This is a genomic window from Vreelandella sp. ssv, from assembly GCF_059448525.1.
Window position 1 is genome coordinate 1,073,876 of record NZ_CM182545.1, and the last position, 17,742, is coordinate 1,091,617.

Sequence of the window (17,742 nt, forward strand, 5' to 3'; positions counted from 1 at the left end):
GCTCACACGGCTAACTGTAGTGCCAGTATTAGCATATTTGCTGCATCGCAGCGAGAGCCGGATTTACTGTTTAGCGTTGCATTAATCGAATTAAGGTGTCGATGAGCTCGCCACCACGTTCACGAATGGAAAAAGCGCCGGGGTTGCGCAGCCAGTCATGGAAAAGCCCTCCCAGCATCGACTGCATGAGCCGTGTGGCTACTTCGGGGCTTAAATCATCGCGCAATAATTGCTGCTCTTCAGCCAGCACGAAGACTAACAGCATTTCCTGGAAACACTCGTTACCGATCTCTTCCTGCATATCCAGCGGGTTAATGTCGCTGAAGAATTCACAGCGGTGCAATAAAATTGACAGTATCCGTTGGTAGGAGGGCTGCTCAAGGCGCACTAAGCCCGCGTGGCAGGCTAGCCGAATCGATTCTAATGGAGATAGCTCGGCGTCAGCTTTATCTACCTCATCCATTAACGATTGGAAGGGCATACGCACCTGCTCAACCAATGCCATGAATAGATCGCCTTTATTCTTAAAATGCCAGTAAACGGCACCACGAGTAAGACCGGCATGGCGAGCAATTTGCTCAAGCGATGTGCGTGCCACGCCTTTGGCAAAAAATACCTCTTCTGCAGCTTCAAGCAGCGCTTCGCGTGTAGCGGCGGCTTCAGCTTTGGTCTTTCTTGCCATGTAAACGCAACCTCATGATTGACACTGTATGGTCATATTTTAACCTAAGCGCAAGCGTATTTACATTCAAAACTGTATGGATAAATGACTCAATGCATAACGTATGTTAACAAATTCGTCATTGTGCTTGTGAAGGCGTATAAACAGGCAATGGCACTAGCCGCTCATCGCACTAACGTCGCGAAGATAACCGATTAAAAAACAGGACATAAAGCATGGCGCGAGCTCCTTTTCAATTGGGCGAACATACCATTATGCCCGGCCAACGCTTACAAGTGGATGTGCCGGTGGCGCGTTTATATACCCATACGCCGCTGCATATTCCTGTGGAAGTGGTCCACGGCCGTAAGGATGGCCCCGTGCTATTAGTCTGTGGTGGCATTCACGGTGATGAAATCAACGGGGTGGAGATTGTTCGTCGGGTACTGCGCGCGAAAGCGATTAGTAGTATTCGCGGCACCTTGATCGCTGTGCCGGTTGTAAACGTGCTTGGTTTCTTGCAGCAAACCCGCTATTTGCCTGATCGGCGTGATCTCAACCGCTGTTTTCCAGGCAGCGAGTCGGGGTCACTCGGCGGCCGTATTGCAAATCTGTTTCGTGAACAAATCGTCGATCACGCTACCCATATTATTGACCTCCATACCGGCGCAATCCATCGCACTAATCTGCCGCAAATTCGTGCACAACTCCGTCCTGGAAGCGAAACCGAGCGCATGGCCGATGCTTTCGGTGCGCCCGTGGTGCTAAATGCGGAACTACGTGAAGGTAGCCTGCGCCACTACGCCCAGAACCGTGGGATTCCAGTGCTGACCTATGAAGCTGGTGAAGCACTGCGTTTTGACGAGTGGGCGATTGCCCCAGGGGTTCGTGGTGTGCTGCGCGTGATGCGTCGGCTAGGCATGCTGACTGGCGAGCAGCGCCGCCGAACGCCAGCGCCCGCGGAGCTTGCCAAAGGGTCAAGCTGGGCGCGTGCACCCATCGACGGCATTATGCGGCCCAAGGTGCGGCTAGGCGCCCGCGTTGCTAAAGGCGAGGTGCTGGGCAAAGTGGCTGATCCCTTTGGCAATGATGAGGGCGAAGTGCGTGCCGCCGCCGATGGCATTGTGATTGGCGTGAGCCGCTTGCCACTGGCCAACGAAGGCGAGGCACTGTTTCACATTGCCCGTTTTGATGAAATTGAAGAGGCCGAAACCGCAGTGGAAAGCTTTAACTCAAGCTTAGTGCCGCCCACCGATTCGTTCTATTAACGTCTGATCATAAATAAAAGCTATCGACCTCATCAGCTTTTGATAGCCGTAATAAATGGAAAGTTGGCGGCTGTTTGACTATACCTATGGGTGGGCTTTGTTAGCGGCTACTTAAATGATAACAATGAAAAAATAATAGCCAAGCTTTCATCGTACTCGAACAGGTGGCGATCACACGCCACGTCTACCGTGACATGGAGGAAAAGCGATGACGAGCGATAAACCTAAGCACACCACAACGGATGCGGGCATACCGGTTACCAGCGATGAACACTCACTCTCAGTAGGCCCCGATGGGCCGATTGTTCTGCATGATCACTACTTGATGGAGCAGATGGCTGCCTTTAACCGGGAAATGATTCCGAATCGTCAGCCCCACGCAAAAGGGAGTGGCGCCTTTGGTCACTTCCAAGTCACTCACGACGTTAGCCAATACACCAAAGCTGACTTTCTCCAGCCGGGTAAGAAAACCGAGATGTTGGCTCGTTTCTCGACGGTGGCCGGTGAGGCGGGTAGTCCGGACACTTGGCGCGATCCTCGTGGCTTCTCGCTGAAGTTCTACACCGAAGAGGGCAACTTCGACATGGTGGGTAATAATACCCCCGTGTTCTTCGTTCGCGATCCGCTCAAATTCCAGCACTTTATCCACTCACAAAAGCGTCGAGCGGATAACGGCTTGCGTGATCACGATATGCAGTGGGACTTCTGGACGCTTTCTCCGCAATCTGCCCACCAGGTAACCTGGCTAATGGGCGATCGTGGCATCCCCGCCAGCTGGCGCCACATGAATGGCTATTCAAGCCATACCTATATGTGGGTGAACGCTTCAGGCGAGCGCTTTTGGGTGAAGTACCACTTCAAGACGGATCAGGGCATTAAGTGCATGACCCAGGAACAGGCCGATAAGATGGCGGGCGCGGATGCCGACTACCATCGCCGCGACCTGTTCGATGCCATCAAACGCGGGGATCATCCCACCTGGACACTGCAAGTTCAGATCATGCCGTTCGAAGATGCCAAGACCTACCACATCAACCCCTTCGATTTGACCAAGGTGTGGCCGCACGCTGACTACCCGCTGCAAGAAGTCGGTAAGATGATGTTGGATCGCAACCCCGTCGATTTCCACAGCCAAATCGAACAGGCAGCGTTTCAGCCCAGCAACTCGGTACCGGGCACCGGTTTCTCGCCCGATAAAATGCTGCTGGCCCGGGTAATCTCCTACGCTGATGCGCACCGCGCGCGTTTAGGGGTGAACTACCAACATATCCCCGTTAACGCGCCCAAGACCCCGGTGAATAGCTACAGCCAAGGTGGCAAGATGCGTATTAACCACTCCACCGACCCGGTGTACGCACCTAATAGCAAAGGGGGCGCGCACGCCAACCCGGAAAAGTACCCGGAAGATGCGGTATGGGAGACGGACGGCGAGTTAGTTCGCGCTGCCTACACGCTGCGCTCGGGCGATGGCGATTTCAACCAAGCCAATGACCTGGTCAATAAGGTAATGGACGACGCTGCCCGCGACCGATTGGTCAACAACATTGTGGGCCACGTTTCCGATGGTGTTGAAGAGCCGGTGCTGTCACGAGTATTCGAGTACTGGAAAAACGTCGACCAAACGATCGGCGAGCGTGTCGAGCAGGGCGTAATGGCCAATCGCCGCGAAAACGGCTAGTAAGCCTACGCTACTAGGAAGACAAACCCGCTACGCTTGCGTAGCGGGTTTTTTTTATACGACGCACTTTATACAACGCACTCGGGTTCGTTCACCAAGCTAAGCGCGTCATCAAATAGGCGCAATCCTGCGCCTTCTTTATGCGCGTGTTCCGACAAATGACGCCGAAAACGCCTGCCGCCGGGGCAACCCTGGAACAGGCCCAGCAGGTGGCGGGTAATGTGATTTAGCTTCGCGCCCTCATCCAAGCGCTGCTGAATATAAGGCCGAAACGCATTTGCCGCATCCATACGGCTTGCCGCCGGGCCTTGCTCACCAAACAACTGCTCATCGACTCCCGCGAGCAGCCACGGGTTTTGATACGCCTCACGGCCCACCATCACGCTATCCACATGTGTAAGCTGTTCTTGGCACTCGGCCAGCGTTTTAATGCCGCCATTGATGCCGATATGCAATTCAGGTCGGCTCTGCTTTAAACGATGAACGCGGGGGTAATTAAGCGGCGGGACATCGCGATTCTGCTTGGGCGACAAACCCTGCAGCCACGCCTTACGGGCGTGAACGGTAAACACCTCGCAGCCTGCGTCCGCGACGATCGCGATAAACCGCTCAAGGTCAGCGTCTTCATCCTGGTCATCGATACCAATACGGCACTTCACCGTGACCGGAATAGACACAGCCGCCTGCATCGCCCGCACGGCATCGGCCACCTTTTCGGGGTAACCCATCAAGCACGCGCCAATCAAATTGTTCTGCACGCGGTCGCTCGGGCAACCCACGTTCAGGTTCACCTCATCATAGCCCCACGCCTCAGCAATCGCTGCGCACTCCGCCAGCTCACCGGCATCGCTGCCGCCCAATTGCAGCGCAAGCGGATGCTCCACCTCGTTATAGCCCAAAAAGCGCTCACGAGGCGTCCCATGCAAAATCGCACCGGTCGTCACCATCTCGGTATACAGCAGCGCTCGCTTGGTTAAGGTGCGGGCGAAAGCTCTGTAGTCTCTCGTAGTCCAATCCATCATCGGGGCCACAGAAAAAAGCCGTCCACGATCTGCACTATTTTTTTTAAGTAAATTAGTCATTTAATAACACTGTTGGCTGCACTGAAGGCAGCCATATTGCCTCTTAAAACCGTAATTAACGCACCAGATGTGCCCAGCAGCGGTAGTGACTGAAGCCTCGAAAATCCGGGTACACCTGAGAGCTTTCTCAAAGGTCGCGTGTTGTATGCGCGCCATTGTACGTAAGAAAGGGCATCCCTCACAGAGCAAAACGTTCAGTACTAAAGCCCGTGCCCAACAGTAGGCAGCCAGATCGAAGGTCTTATCGAAGCTGGTCACTGAGTTAAATTATCTAAAGCTGCAGGTTTTTTGCAAAAAGCGTATTAGCGTTGATGGCGTAAAACCCTCGACCACCTTGCTTGGTGTTTTGTTTCTTTCGGGCGCTAAAACCACGGCGGTGGTGGAGGCCGCCTACAATTTTACTATAAAAATAAAGTAAACGGATGGCTTGACGGCTGAAACGCGGCTGGCTAACAGGAAACTCTGAGGATTGGGAGCCTCCGCCAACCAATCCAGAGAGATCTGCTACTTATGCACACAAAGCATAACCGTGATTTGAGAACTATCAGTTATAACGAAGTAATACGGTTTGCCATTGATTCATGTATTCGACTTGACAAGATTTGCACACTTCGCCGATCGGACAATGACTCTAAAAACGGCACCATCATTGTCAGGTTACGTAAGCACCTCATGCAAAAAACAGATCGGGTAGTGCTGCTAATAGGGGATTGCCAAGCCATCATCGACGCACAGCCTCACAAGAAAGAAAAAATATTCCCTTTTCACAATGAATCTGTTTCCAATGGTTCTCGACGAATTTGCTACCACCTAGTTATCGTGAATTTGTATTTTCACAACTTTCGGCATAAGGGTATTAGCAGCCTTTTCGATCGGGGTTATTAGATTCAAGAGGTAGTGATGCTGTCAGGCCATCGGGATTGGAAGGGCTTGAAGCGGTACGTCAACCTCAAGCCCGGCGACCTAGTAAAGCGGGATTGATGTCTGAAACCTTTGTTAGATTTTGTGTGATTTTTAAACTTTTACAGTGTGGTTATTGATTATTTCATTTAAAATGAATTTTTCATTTTCGGTCATTTTATAATTTTTTATTTCTTCTAGTATTGTTTCATTAGATATTTTTACAATTAAAATATCTTTAATTTTGTCTGAAGTTATGAAGTCAATTTCTATTAATTCTAGTCTAGTGATTATGCTTATTGTAGATAAAAAATATCCATAAAAATAGTTTAGCGTTGTTTCATTTCCTAACGAATCAATGTTAATTCCTAGCCCCTTTTTGTTTATCAGGTCGATGATATATAATTTATCTTTTACACCCTCGGGAAGGTTTTTTGCGAATTGATTCAACAACCCTTCAGGTATGTTTAAGTGATCTTCTTTATTGTCATTTTCTTGATCTTTAAAATCATTTTTCATATTCTCAAAATAAGCACTATAACCATCTACTTTTCTCTCAATAGAGTTGATTGCACCTGGTAAGCTATTAACCTTTTCCTTCAGGCCTGCATTGGATTCTTCTATCTTTTGTGAGGTTTCGTTTATTGATTTTGAAGTTTCTTCAATCTTATTTAGAGTACTGAAGAGTGAGCCGCTAGTGTGGAGTGCATAGACAATAGCGAGTGCTGCTAATATTAAAGATGACATAGTTAATGCAAAATTTATATATTCGTAAAGCCTTGGAACCTCTGCCCATTTTACAGATAGTAATCCAATAAATAATGAGCCCAATATTCCAATCATGTAATAAAGGTGAACTCGATCTATTTTTTTTTCTTCTTTCAGACTCATTTTGCAGCATCCATTTAGTTTAGTTTAGGCGAGATTAACATTGTGCATATTCCTGATGCTAGCCTGTCCAATAAAAGTTAGGTTTGAGCCTAGGCATCAACCGGTACCTAGGTCGCGTTGGGTATCGATGTATTTGGCAGCATCGGAAGTATGCACTATGGGTTGGCGGGCGATTCGGGTTAGCGGTACTGGGAAATTGCCTTGGGCAATCAGGTTACGAGCGGTTAGCAGTTACACGTCCATGATGTCAGCGCAAAAGGTTTCCAGCGGTATCAGTGGTTTCTCATAGCACGCCAGCAGCATGAACTCGGTTTTCATTAGTGGTTTATTTTCTTCTGACACACCCTGCAGCAGTTGAAGCGGTTGCGGATCATTTGGCACACGGCTGGGTTGCTATCCAGCTTGGCGCGACTATTGATTTTTCAGGTAGCACACACCTAATGGCGTGCGTTTTCGGTGCCATCGGGCATTTGACTTTCGTTCGACTAATGCTTAACCGTCGCGGCGGGCTAGATAGGGCCGAAGAGCTTTATCTGGGCAAGGCATTTCGGCTTGGCGGTGAATTGTTGTTGTATATTTCGGTGCACTGTCGACTCCCCGCATGCGCGCTAAATGCAATGGTTTTATACAGAAATGCTGCTGGCGCTAACGTCCAGCCACAGATGGTAGGATAGCCGATACTATGAAACCATTTCAGCTTGTGGATTCATGCAATAATCACTGCTTACAATCCAATATTTTTCATAAACTAGCTGAAATCATTATGTCTTTTTCTTACAAAGAAAATCTTGAAAAAATAGAATCACTGGGCGATCACGAGTTGCATACGCTTTTGCGTGCCTGGGTAGAGGCTCAGCATGAATATTCAGCACTGCATTCCAGTTTTGAAATGGTTGAGAACGGCTGGTGGCATAATGAACGTGCATCAATCAGCTTATTGGCGGGCGCTGCATGGAAGTCTGGATGGGTAGCTTTAGAAGAGTTTGGCACGACCAAGCGTGGCCATCCAGTCGAGTCCGAGGAACGCGGCGATCGCGTAGGTCGATGTGATCTCTATTTGTGTAATAGAAAAGTATCTCTTGCGATAGAGGCCAAGCAGGCGTGGCAAGGACTGGGGAACCAACGCAATGACAGGAAGAGCTTTCGAGATCAACTGAGTGCGGCCTGGGACGATGCTGGTTACCTTCATTCCTACGAAGCTGATCGACGCTTTGCAGTCACTTTCATCGTACCTCATTTTCCTTGTTCACAAGTTTGGGATGACGAACTGGATACAGTCGATGGCCTGGAAATTAGAACAAGGATTGAAGGTTGGCTTGAAGAGGTGGAAGAGTTTCAAAGGCAACGAGGTAAATCTGTTCAGTATGCCTACTATTTTCCAGCAGACGGCTTTAAGAACCTTAACGTTTATACCGGAAGGGTTTTTCCTGGTGTAGTAATTGTAATGGAAGAGCGTCTACGTGGTGTTTAATCGTATCCAAGTTATACGAATGGCACCTAAGCTGTTGGCGGTTCTCGTCAATGAGATCAATCAGTATCACGCCCGGTTTCTTGCAGCCATGCTTGACCAAGCATAAATGAAATTCTTTGCTACGCTGGGGGTGTCGCCATGAAGGAGGCGGCTACAGCCCCAGATATTAGGGGCAATTTCATTGGATGAACGAGGTACTTAATGGCTAATTTTACTCAAACGAACATGAGCCTGGATCACTACGATTGGGACGCAGTGCCTAGCGATGATCCACGCGTAGCAGGTGAGCCTGACAGCACGCTTTTTAACCGCCAGCAGGGCTATGAAGTGCTTTATATGCTGAACACGGTGCTTTCTGCTTCCGCACCCATTACGGCGCTTCACAAGGGTGAAGAGATGATCCGTGATGAGTTGCCGAGTGATACACGCGAGCAGCTGGACGTGAAAAAGTGGCTTGATCAACGCCTTTAATCGATTGATCGCAGGCAGCGTTTCAGGCTAGCGCTCGATAGATGCAAAATGCCCCGGCCATAAAGATGGTCGGGGCATTTTTTTGGCTGCTCCGCGCACCACAAAATGGCTCGCGTGCGTTGAGCGCTATCTACTCCCCCTCACGCCGTAAACACCGCATACACCATCTGCAGCGCCAGCCCCATCAACATAAACGCGAATACGCGCTTCAGCAGGGCGACGGGCAGCTTATGAGCGAGCTTGGCGCCGATGGGGGCGGTTAGGATGCTAAAGGGCGCCATTAGTAAAAACGCGGGTAGATAAACATAGCCTAGTGCGGCACTCGGCAGCCCGGCTGTACTCCAACCATTAATGATGTAGCCCAGCGCTCCGGCGACGGCAATGGGTAGCCCGACGGCTGCCGAGGTGCCAATCGCGCGGGGGAGCTTGACGTTACACCAGGTGAGGAAGGGTACCGTGAGCGAGCCACCGCCAATGGCTACCAGCGCGGAAATGCCGCCGATCCCCAGGCCCACGCCGCTGACGCCAACCGGGCCGGGCAAACCGCGGCTCGGTTTGGGCTTGATATTAGCCAGCATCTGGAGTGACATTAGCACCATAAAACAGGCGAAAAAAATCGCTAGGCCTCGGGTGGGAATGAGTGCGGCGATAAAGGTGGCTAAAAAAGTGCCGACTAAAATGCCGGGGGTGATAAACCGGACGATGTCCCAGCGAACCGCTCCGTGCCGATGGTGGGAAAGCAGGCTGGCGGTAGACGCCGGAATGATGGCGGCCATGGCGGTGCCTAACGCCAAGTGGGCGAGATGCTCGTGGGGCACGCCTTGGAGTACAAAAAGGGAAGTGAGGATCGGCACCATAATGCCGCCGCCGCCAATGCCCAATAAGCCTGCCATCAAACCAACGAAGCCGCCCAGGGCTATATAAGCCAACCACCAAATGATATCCAAAGCCGCTACTCCTAAAAATGTCTTGTTAGCACGATAAGCACATTGTACCGGAAGCGGCGGGTATAGCGGGGCCAAAAACGAGTATTCCACTGTGGTGGTGGCTATGCAGTGGTAAGCTGCAGGACAAGTAATATTTCGGAGTTCGTATGCGCAATGTAATAGGCAGTGTTGGCATCTTGGTGGTGATCGTTGCGCTAATGGCAGGCTGTGGCGACATGGAGGAGCCGACAGCTGAACCGGTTTCTTCCGCTCAGCCTGAGACCACCCCTGAAGCCCCGGTAACGGAGTCGGAAATTGCCGAGGTGGAAGTAGAGCCGCTGGTGGTAGATATATCGACACAGGTAGCCCTGCGCAGTGACCGCCGCTTAATGGTGGAAGGCGAAAGCAACTTACCCGATGAGACGCTGATACAGATTATTGTCGAACGCGAGATTAGCAGCGTGCGTTGGCGTGAGCGGACGCGTGTAAAGGACGGCGTGTTCGCAGCGGGACCCTTTGGCCCTGGCAGTGGCTTACCCGATGGAGGTTATCTCGTACAGGTCGAGGTTTCCGAAGGCAGCGTGCAGCCAGTTGCCGTGCAGGCGCGCATTGGCCACGAGGGCCAGCATCTGGCGGGAGAGCTGGTAAGCCAATCCCGCCATGGGCTGGGCCAAGTGGCCACCTACTCAAAGCGCTTCTTGGTGGGGAGTGAGCCAAGGCAAACGCGTGACCAGGTGGAGGTGCTAGAGAGTCCGGGGAGGTAGACGCTTTAGGCAGGATGCCAATGGGCTAACAGTACTGCATGAATCGATGTGTCGCTGGGGGCTTTGGTGAAGTGCTCAATGACGAAACGATCATCGCGTTGCACTACATAGTGGCCCGCTTTGTGAAACACGTGGGTCGGCCCGAGTAGCAATAAATCACCAGCGGTTACTGGCGAAAAATCTGTGCCTTGACCGGGCGTTGCCATAACGCATGGCGCTTTCCAGTCGATGTTCAGCGGCAAATGATTGGGCACTTTAATAGTGGTTGCCTGTACTTGTTCCCAGGGGAGGGGGCCAGTATGGGTCAACGTTAATAGCTCGGGTGCGCTATCACCTTCCAATAGTGTCGCCAGGGAGCAGTCGAGGGCGTCTGCGAGCGCAACTAAGCGTTCGTGACCGATCTGCTTGATCGCCCCGGATTCCCAATAAGAAATGGTGACATCTGACACGCCAACTTTGCGTGCAAGGGCAGCTTTGTTGAGCTTGGCCCTAAGCCGCAGTTGCTTGATACGTGAGCCTAGCGATTCCATTGCGTTTTCCTGATGATGAGCAAAAAAGCTCGTGAATGTCTTCCACTATAATTATCTCTTCCAATGCAAATAGTGGCGCTACGAACATACGTTATTGGTCTGCTTCGGTCTTGAGGTATGCGCTCAAGGTGTTGCTGCAGTGCCATACTAAGCGATTGTGCTTTAGCGCGCATTAGTGGACAAATAACGTTGAGTTAATTTCTCTGACGCTTTACTGCGCTAGTTGTTCCCTGCCTGACGCTGTTGGTTGCGCCTAAGGTGCGTATAATATCGCCATGCATTTTTGCCAATAGGACGTTTTTATGACCGTACGTACTCGCATCGCACCTTCTCCAACCGGTGACCCCCACGTTGGTACGGCTTACATCGCGCTTTTTAATCTATGTTTTGCGCGTCAGCATGGCGGCCAGTTTATTCTCCGTATTGAAGACACCGATCGGGTGCGTTCGACGCCTGAATCCGAACAGATGATTCTCGATTCATTGAGCTGGCTGGGTCTTGAGTGGGATGAAGGCCCCGATGTGGGTGGTCCGTATGGTCCTTATCGGCAGAGCGAGCGTGGCGATATTTATGCCCAGCACGCCCAGCAGCTATTGGATGCTGGGCATGCGTTCAAGTGTTACCGCACTAGTGAAGAACTGGATGAACTGCGTGAAACCCGCAAAGCCGCTGGCCTGCACTTAGCCTTAAAGCCCGCGGATTTGGCGCTGGATAGCCAAGAGCAAACACGCCGTGAACAGGAAGGCTGGCCTTACGTGGTGCGCATGAACGTGCCCGCCGAAGGTGTTTGTGTGGTCAATGACATGCTGCGCGGCACTATCGAGGTAGAGTGGGCGCAGGTGGATGCACAAATTCTGATGAAATCAGATGGCATGCCTACTTACCATTTAGCCAATGTGGTCGATGATCACCTAATGGCGATTACGCATGTATTGCGTGGGGAAGAGTGGATTAACTCCGCACCAAAGCACCAACTGCTGTATGAGTATTTTGGCTGGGCAATGCCGCAACTTTGCCATATGCCGTTGTTGCGCAACCCGGATAAATCCAAACTCTCCAAGCGCAAGAACCCGACGTCGATCAACTATTATCGTCGAATGGGCTTTTTACCCCAGGCCGTTACCAACTATTTAGGGCGGATGGGATGGTCAATGCCCGATGAGCGCGAGAAATTCAGTCTGCAGGAAATGATGGCGGAATTTGATGTGCAGCGTGTCTCGTTAGGCGGGCCCGTTTTCGACCTGGAAAAGCTAACCTGGCTGAACGGCGTGTATATCCGTGAAGACCTGGACGACGATGCACTGTTGAGCGCGCTGCGTGAATGGGCTTTCAATGAAGCCTATGTTAAGCAGATTTTGCCCCAGGTGCGTCCGCGGGTAGAAACACTCTCCCAGGTTATGCCGTTGGCGGGGCACTTCTTCTCTGGCCTTCCGGCGCTGACAAAAGAGTCGTTTGAGAGTGTGAAGCTTGAGGAAGACGAGCTGGTGAAACTTCTTCAGTTCCTCGTTTGGCGATTCGAGGGTGTTTCAGCCTGGAATAAAGAGGCGCTGTTGAGCGAGGTTAAGCTGCTGGCCGAGCACTTTGATTTAAAAATGAAAGCGTTCCTGGCACCAGTGTTTGTTGCCATTACCGGCAGTACGTCCAGCACTTCGGTCATGGATGCCATGGCGATTCTGGGCTCAGACGTTACCCGGGCGCGCTTGCGCAGTGCGATAGAGGTGTTGGGTGGTGTTTCCAAGAAGCAGGCTAAGCGCTTTGAGAAAGAGTTTCGTGAAATTGCGTAACCGCGATTGATATAGCGCTAGCGCCAATTTCTCATCCTTAGGAAATTGGCGCTTTTTACTATTGACGAAGATCTTCGGAATCAGTACTATACGCTCCGTCTTCGCGACATGTGGGGCCTTAGCTCAGCTGGGAGAGCGCAACACTGGCAGTGTTGAGGTCAGCGGTTCGATCCCGCTAGGCTCCACCAATTCAGTAATCTGTGAATAGTCGCTCGGGAAGGCACGCTTTTTAGCGTTATATGTCTAGTGTTATACGTCCCATTCGTCTAGTGGTCTAGGACACCGCCCTTTCACGGCGGTAACAGGGGTTCGAACCCCCTATGGGACGCCACTACTTACTACTCCCTCTCTAACATTTTTTTTCTGGCAATGAGTCTCCTCATCTGCTGGATTTCTGCATTTCCGTCGTTCACAGAAAAGCTACAAATCGCCACTTTTTGGTTGATTTTGTGCTTGACTTGTCCACTTTTGCGATTCCGGTTTCAAGGTTGTGCACAACCCGTTGTTGTTGACGTGAAAAATCTTGAACAGAAGTTAATCACTTTAAAAACAATGACTTATGTTAGGTCAAAAAATAACCAATTTAAGGCTGGCCCACTGTCCATGGCGATTACGGGACGTTTTAAAGTGGTTGTGAACAGGGTTATCCACAGATAGTGTGGAAAACCCTGAGCCAGACCGGGAAGTAAAAAAGTCAAGTGATATTAGGCCGTGCTCAGGCGTTTTAATGGTGGCGATATAGCGCAATTGCTGATCTAAAAAAGTCGAATCACCGCTAGCCAAACGGCGAGGGCTTATCGATAGGCGGCTTTCCCTTGCTCTTACCCTAGGGGGTTCGATAAGACCAGGGAGAGCCTCTATCGGGCGAGTATGATCAAGATGCCTGTTGTTAGCTGGTGTGGGCGTTGTGTTCGTAGGCAAGCGGAGGGCGCTGCTGCGAAATATAAATATGTATTGGGTCATACACAAAAAGGCCACCCGAAGGTGGCCTTTGATCGTACTATCAAACGGGGATGATTTATTTTTTCGGGTAGTCGCGTTGGTCGTGACCAATGTAAAGCTGACGCGGACGGCCGATTTTGTAGCTTTCGCTGAGCATTTCGTGCCAATGGGAGATCCAGCCAATGGTGCGCGACACCGCGAAGATAACGGTGAACATATTGGTTGGGATACCCATCGCTTTCAGAATGATGCCGGAGTAGAAATCAACATTCGGGTAAAGCTTACGCTCAATGAAGTACTCGTCTTCAAGAGCGATTTGCTCAAGACGCTTGGCGATTTTAAGTTGCGGGTCGTCGGCCATGCCGAGTTCTGCGAGAACTTCGTCGCAGGTCTCTTTCATTACCTTGGCGCGCGGATCGAAGTTGCGATAGACGCGGTGACCAAAGCCCATCAGCTTGAACGAATCGTCTTTATCCTTGGCTTTGTCAACAAAGCGCTGAATGTTCTCTTCGGAGTCTTCGCCGATTTCGTCAAGCATGGCCAGTACGGCTTCGTTTGCACCGCCGTGAGCGGGGCCCCAAAGTGCCGCGATACCTGCGCTGATACAGGCGAACGGGTTAGCCCCCGTGGAGCCTGCGAGGCGGACCGTAGAGGTAGAGGCGTTCTGCTCATGATCCGCATGCAGCATAAAGATGCGGTCCATGGCTTTCGCGTATACCGGGTTGATTTTGTACTCTTCGCACGGGTTGCTGAACATCATGTAGAGGAAGTTCTCTGCATAGCTCAGGTCATTGCGCGGATAGTTGAACGGTTGACCCACATTGTACTTGTGCGACATTGCCGCCAGTGTAGGCATTTTGGCAATCAGGCGAATCGCGCTGATGATGCGATCTTCTTCTTGAGTAATGTCCATATGGTCGTGATAGAAGGCGGCTAAGCCACCCACTACGCCACACAAGATAGACATCGGGTGAGCGTCGCGGCGGAACCCTTTGAAGAAGTTGTTGATTTGATCGTGAACCATGGTGTGGTTACGAATGCGCGATTCAAAATCTGCGTACTGCTCATCGTTGGGTAGCTCACCAAACAGCAGGGTGTAGCACACTTCTACGAAATTAGACTCTTTGGCCAGCTGGTCAATGGGGTAGCCGCGGTGAAGCAGTACGCCCTTGCCGCCATCAATATAGGTGATGGCAGACTGGCAGGAAGAGGTGGCCATAAAGCCGGGATCGTAGGTGAACAGGCCTTCGGCGCCTAGGCCGCGTACGTCGATGACGTCGGGGCCAAGTGTACCGGAATACATGGGTAGTTCGATCGGTTTATCAAGACCGTCTACCGTCAATGTCGCTTTCCTGTCAGCCATGCTGGCCTCCTTTCGAATTCGGGTTGGGACGTAAAGTCGTTGCTGCGCATACCGCGCCGGCGAAAAGGCTTGCCCACTATAGAAGTGTGCGACATTTTGTCAATTAGCCTAAGCGCTAGCCACAGGTTGTACAAATATTGTTGTTATGAATAGTTTTTGTATATGGTAAAAACACCTACAATATAACTGTAACGAGGCGCCAGAAGGTTGTTGGTAGGTTACCATGCCATGTTAACAGGCTTATCAAATTGCTAATCTACTGTCACTATAACCATGCTGCAGCGCAAAATCGACTCAGGAAGGTGGCAATTTTCTTGCACCATAGTCGAGTTAGGCCTGAGTTCGGTTTGTAAGCGGGGGCGAAGGTTCTTATAATCCTCGGCGCGCGACCGGCAGGTAGGTGGTCGTGCCCGACTTGGCAACGGCCGAGCCCCTTCCAGCAACCACTGCCCGCTCGGGCCATGCCCGACCTGTCGCAGAGCGGGCCAAGAGAGTGTGTACAAAGCCGTGAATAGCAAACGACCCGTAAACCTAGACCTTACTACGATACATTTCCCACTGCCGGCCCTGACGTCGATTACACACCGTATTACGGGTGTCATCCTGTTCGTTGGCCTGATCTTCGCTTTTTGGGCGCTGGGTAAATCCTTGTCATCTCCGGCGGGTTTTGACGCCGTTAGCGATGCGCTGGCCAATAACTTTTTGGCTAAGTTGATCGCTTGGGGGCTGCTGTCCGCCTTGGCATTTCACTTTGTCGCAGGCATTAAGCACCTGCTGATGGATGCCGATATTGGTGTGACCCTTGAAGGTGGCGTACAAAAAGCGCAGATCACCGTCGTGGTCAGTGCCGTTCTGATTATTCTGGCAGGAGTTTGGGTATGGTAACTAACATCACAAGTTTTGGCCGTAGTGGGCTTTCAGACTGGTTGATGCAGCGCGTTTCCGCGGTGATCCTGGCCCTCTATGCGGTCTTTATCGTTGGCTTCCTGCTGTTTAATCCCGACCTCGACTATTACGTGTGGAGCGGCCTGTTCAATCAGACGTGGATGCGGATTTTCTCGCTGCTGGCGTTTGTCGCCTTAGCCGCACACGCCTGGATCGGTCTGTGGACCGTCACCACCGACTATCTCAAGTCCACTCGCCTGCGCGTGGGTGTCCAAGCTGTCATCATCCTGGGCATTTTCGTGTACTTGGTGTGGGGCATTCAAATTCTGTGGGGAGCTTGATTACATGTCTAATCTGCATAGCCTGACGTTTGACGCCATTATCATTGGTGGCGGTGGCTCTGGCCTGCGAGCTGCTTTGGAACTGGCAAAGTCCGGTAAAAAGACGGCCGTGTTATCGAAAGTTTTCCCGACCCGCTCTCACACCGTTTCTGCCCAGGGTGGTATTACCTGCGCTATCGCGTCCGATGACCCGAATGATGACTGGCGCTGGCACATGTACGACACCGTTAAAGGCGGCGATTATATCGCTGACCAGGACGCGGCTGAATATATGTGTTCTGAAGGCCCGAAAGCAGTCTTCGAGCTCGAGCACATGGGCCTGCCGTTCTCGCGTTTGGATAACGGTCGCATTTATCAGCGCCCGTTCGGTGGTCAGTCGAAGAACTTTGGTGAAGGTGGTCAGGCGGCACGTACCTGTGCGGCGGCTGACCGTACCGGTCACGCGCTGTTGCACACGCTCTATCAGAACAACTTGAAGAACAACACCGTATTCCTCAACGAGTGGTATGCGGTTGATCTGGTCAAAAACGCTAGCGGTGACGTGGTCGGTTGTATCGCCATGTGCATCGAGACGGGCGAAGTGGTTCACGTTAAATCCAAGGCCACGGTACTCGCGACCGGTGGTGCAGGCCGTATTTACGCCTCCACGACTAACGCCCTGATCAATACCGGCGACGGTATCGGCATGGCACTGCGTGCTGGCTTCCCGATGCAAGACATGGAAATGTGGCAGTTCCACCCGACCGGTATTTACGGTGCGGGCACGCTGGTCACAGAAGGTTGCCGTGGTGAAGGTGGTTACCTGATCAATAAGGACGGCGAGCGCTTCATGGAGCGTTATGCGCCGAACGCCAAAGACTTGGCCGGCCGTGATGTTGTTGCTCGTTCGATGGTCATGGAAATCCTGGAAGGTCGTGGCTGTGGCGAGAAGGGCGATCACGTCTTCTTGAAGCTTGATCACCTGGGTGAAGAAGTTCTTGGCAAACGTCTGCCCGGTATCGTTGAACTTTCTAAGACCTTTGCCCATGTCGATCCGGCAAAAGACCCGATCCCGGTTGTGCCGACCTGCCACTACATGATGGGCGGTATTCCGACCAACATCCACGGCCAGGCGATTACCCAGGATGACAGCGGTAACGACCATATCATTAACGGTCTGTTTGCCTGTGGTGAAGCGGCGTGTGTCTCTGTTCACGGTGCTAACCGCTTGGGCGGTAACTCGCTGCTGGATCTGGTGGTCTTCGGTCGTGCCGCCGGCATGTTTATCGAAGGCGCGCTGAACGAGGGTATTGAGTACCTGGATGCTTCCGAGTCTGACATTGAATCGGCCATGAAGCGCATCACGCGTTGGAACGAGTCTGAGGGTGGCGAAAGCATTCCTGAGCTGAAAGCAGAGCTTCAGGAAATCATGCAGACCTCCTTTGGCGTATTCCGCGAAGAGAAGAACATGCTGGAAGGCGTCGACAAGTTAGCGCTGCTGCGTGAGCGCATCGCCAACGCCTACCTGCCTGACAAGTCCAATGCCTTCAACACTGCGCGTGTAGAAGCGTTAGAGCTTGATAACTTGATGGAAGTGGCAGAAGCGACGGCGATCGCTGCCCTTGAGCGTAAAGAGAGCCGCGGCGCCCACTCGCGCTACGACTATCCAGACCGTGATGACGTCAACTGGCTGAAGCACTCACTCTTCTTCCCGCTAACTAAGCAGTTGAAGCAGCGTGACGTTAACTTCAAACCGAAAACTGTTGATACGTTCGAGCCTAAGGTTCGTACCTACTAAACTCCGCA

At 51.7% G+C, this 17,742-nt stretch carries 15 protein-coding genes and 2 tRNA genes; 11 read left to right on the plus strand and 6 right to left on the minus strand.

Annotation, left to right across the window (positions count from 1 at the left end):
- Nucleotides 1–70 precede the first annotated feature (70 nt).
- Nucleotides 71–682: a TetR family transcriptional regulator gene (locus AC5TBW_RS05005; RefSeq protein WP_495511017.1), complete on the minus strand. Its 612-nt coding sequence runs from the start codon at nucleotides 680–682 to the stop codon at nucleotides 71–73.
- A gap of 215 nt (nucleotides 683–897) precedes the next feature.
- On the opposite strand from AC5TBW_RS05005, the gene AC5TBW_RS05010 reads away from it, so the two are divergent.
- Nucleotides 898–1,929, plus strand: coding sequence for a succinylglutamate desuccinylase/aspartoacylase family protein (locus tag AC5TBW_RS05010; protein ID WP_495511018.1), 1,032 nt, complete (start codon nucleotides 898–900; stop codon nucleotides 1,927–1,929).
- 208 nt (nucleotides 1,930–2,137) lie between these two features.
- Nucleotides 2,138–3,607, plus strand: a complete 1,470-nt coding sequence (locus AC5TBW_RS05015; RefSeq protein WP_495511019.1) for a catalase — start codon at nucleotides 2,138–2,140, stop codon at nucleotides 3,605–3,607.
- Nucleotides 3,608–3,675: 68 nt separating this feature from the next.
- Here AC5TBW_RS05015 and dusA read toward each other — a convergent pair whose 3' ends face one another.
- Together dusA and AC5TBW_RS05025 are read right to left on the minus strand one after the other, a co-directional pair.
- On the minus strand, nucleotides 3,676–4,689 hold the full coding sequence (gene dusA / locus AC5TBW_RS05020; protein WP_495511020.1) for a tRNA dihydrouridine(20/20a) synthase DusA: 1,014 nt from the start codon (nucleotides 4,687–4,689) through the stop codon (nucleotides 3,676–3,678).
- 1,014 nt (nucleotides 4,690–5,703) lie between these two features.
- The gene (locus AC5TBW_RS05025) at nucleotides 5,704–6,480 is read right to left on the minus strand and encodes a hypothetical protein (protein WP_495511021.1); all 777 of its coding nucleotides are present in this window, start codon (nucleotides 6,478–6,480) and stop codon (nucleotides 5,704–5,706) included.
- 682 nt (nucleotides 6,481–7,162) lie between these two features.
- Between AC5TBW_RS05025 and AC5TBW_RS05030 the strand changes: the two genes are divergently transcribed.
- Both AC5TBW_RS05030 and AC5TBW_RS05035 read left to right on the plus strand, forming a co-directional pair.
- Nucleotides 7,163–7,951 (plus strand): hypothetical protein, encoded by a 789-nt coding sequence (locus AC5TBW_RS05030; RefSeq protein ID WP_495511022.1) that lies wholly within the window; start codon nucleotides 7,163–7,165, stop codon nucleotides 7,949–7,951.
- A gap of 201 nt (nucleotides 7,952–8,152) precedes the next feature.
- The gene (locus AC5TBW_RS05035; RefSeq protein ID WP_495511023.1) at nucleotides 8,153–8,422 is read left to right on the plus strand and encodes a hypothetical protein; all 270 of its coding nucleotides are present in this window, start codon (nucleotides 8,153–8,155) and stop codon (nucleotides 8,420–8,422) included.
- 140 nt (nucleotides 8,423–8,562) lie between these two features.
- Here the strand turns inward: AC5TBW_RS05035 and AC5TBW_RS05040 are convergent, their stop codons facing one another.
- Nucleotides 8,563–9,369: a sulfite exporter TauE/SafE family protein gene (locus AC5TBW_RS05040; RefSeq protein ID WP_495511024.1), complete on the minus strand. Its 807-nt coding sequence runs from the start codon at nucleotides 9,367–9,369 to the stop codon at nucleotides 8,563–8,565.
- A 146-nt stretch (nucleotides 9,370–9,515) separates the two neighbouring features.
- Between AC5TBW_RS05040 and AC5TBW_RS05045 the strand changes: the two genes are divergently transcribed.
- Nucleotides 9,516–10,112 carry a hypothetical protein gene (locus tag AC5TBW_RS05045; RefSeq protein WP_495511025.1) on the plus strand — a complete coding sequence of 199 codons (597 nt, stop codon included), beginning with the start codon at nucleotides 9,516–9,518 and terminating at the stop codon, nucleotides 10,110–10,112.
- A gap of 5 nt (nucleotides 10,113–10,117) precedes the next feature.
- Here AC5TBW_RS05045 and AC5TBW_RS05050 read toward each other — a convergent pair whose 3' ends face one another.
- Nucleotides 10,118–10,642 carry a helix-turn-helix domain-containing protein gene (locus AC5TBW_RS05050; protein ID WP_495511026.1) on the minus strand — a complete coding sequence of 175 codons (525 nt, stop codon included), beginning with the start codon at nucleotides 10,640–10,642 and terminating at the stop codon, nucleotides 10,118–10,120.
- A gap of 302 nt (nucleotides 10,643–10,944) precedes the next feature.
- On the opposite strand from AC5TBW_RS05050, the gene gltX reads away from it, so the two are divergent.
- From gltX to AC5TBW_RS05065, 3 genes are all read left to right on the plus strand, one after another.
- Entirely contained in the window at nucleotides 10,945–12,426 is a 1,482-nt protein-coding gene (gltX, locus tag AC5TBW_RS05055; protein ID WP_495511027.1) for a glutamate--tRNA ligase, read from the plus strand.
- 112 nt (nucleotides 12,427–12,538) lie between these two features.
- Nucleotides 12,539–12,614 (plus strand) — tRNA-Ala (locus AC5TBW_RS05060).
- A gap of 67 nt (nucleotides 12,615–12,681) precedes the next feature.
- A tRNA-Glu gene (locus tag AC5TBW_RS05065) sits at nucleotides 12,682–12,757 on the plus strand.
- A 687-nt stretch (nucleotides 12,758–13,444) separates the two neighbouring features.
- Here AC5TBW_RS05065 and gltA read toward each other — a convergent pair.
- Nucleotides 13,445–14,731: a citrate synthase gene (gene gltA / locus AC5TBW_RS05070; RefSeq protein ID WP_495511028.1), complete on the minus strand. Its 1,287-nt coding sequence runs from the start codon at nucleotides 14,729–14,731 to the stop codon at nucleotides 13,445–13,447.
- 507 nt (nucleotides 14,732–15,238) lie between these two features.
- Between gltA and sdhC the strand changes: the two genes are divergently transcribed.
- Genes sdhC through sdhA form a run of 3 tightly spaced genes read left to right on the plus strand, consistent with a single transcriptional unit; the run spans nucleotide 15,239 to nucleotide 17,734 of the window.
- Nucleotides 15,239–15,616 (plus strand): succinate dehydrogenase, cytochrome b556 subunit, encoded by a 378-nt coding sequence (sdhC, locus tag AC5TBW_RS05075; RefSeq protein WP_240716118.1) that lies wholly within the window; start codon nucleotides 15,239–15,241, stop codon nucleotides 15,614–15,616.
- Nucleotides 15,610–15,957, plus strand: a complete 348-nt coding sequence (gene sdhD, locus AC5TBW_RS05080) for a succinate dehydrogenase, hydrophobic membrane anchor protein (RefSeq protein ID WP_495511029.1) — start codon at nucleotides 15,610–15,612, stop codon at nucleotides 15,955–15,957. The genes sdhC and sdhD overlap by 7 nt, the downstream gene beginning before the upstream one ends.
- Before the next feature lie 4 nt (nucleotides 15,958–15,961).
- Nucleotides 15,962–17,734, plus strand: a complete 1,773-nt coding sequence (gene sdhA, locus AC5TBW_RS05085) for a succinate dehydrogenase flavoprotein subunit (protein ID WP_495511030.1) — start codon at nucleotides 15,962–15,964, stop codon at nucleotides 17,732–17,734.
- The last annotated feature ends 8 nt before the right edge of the window (nucleotides 17,735–17,742 follow it).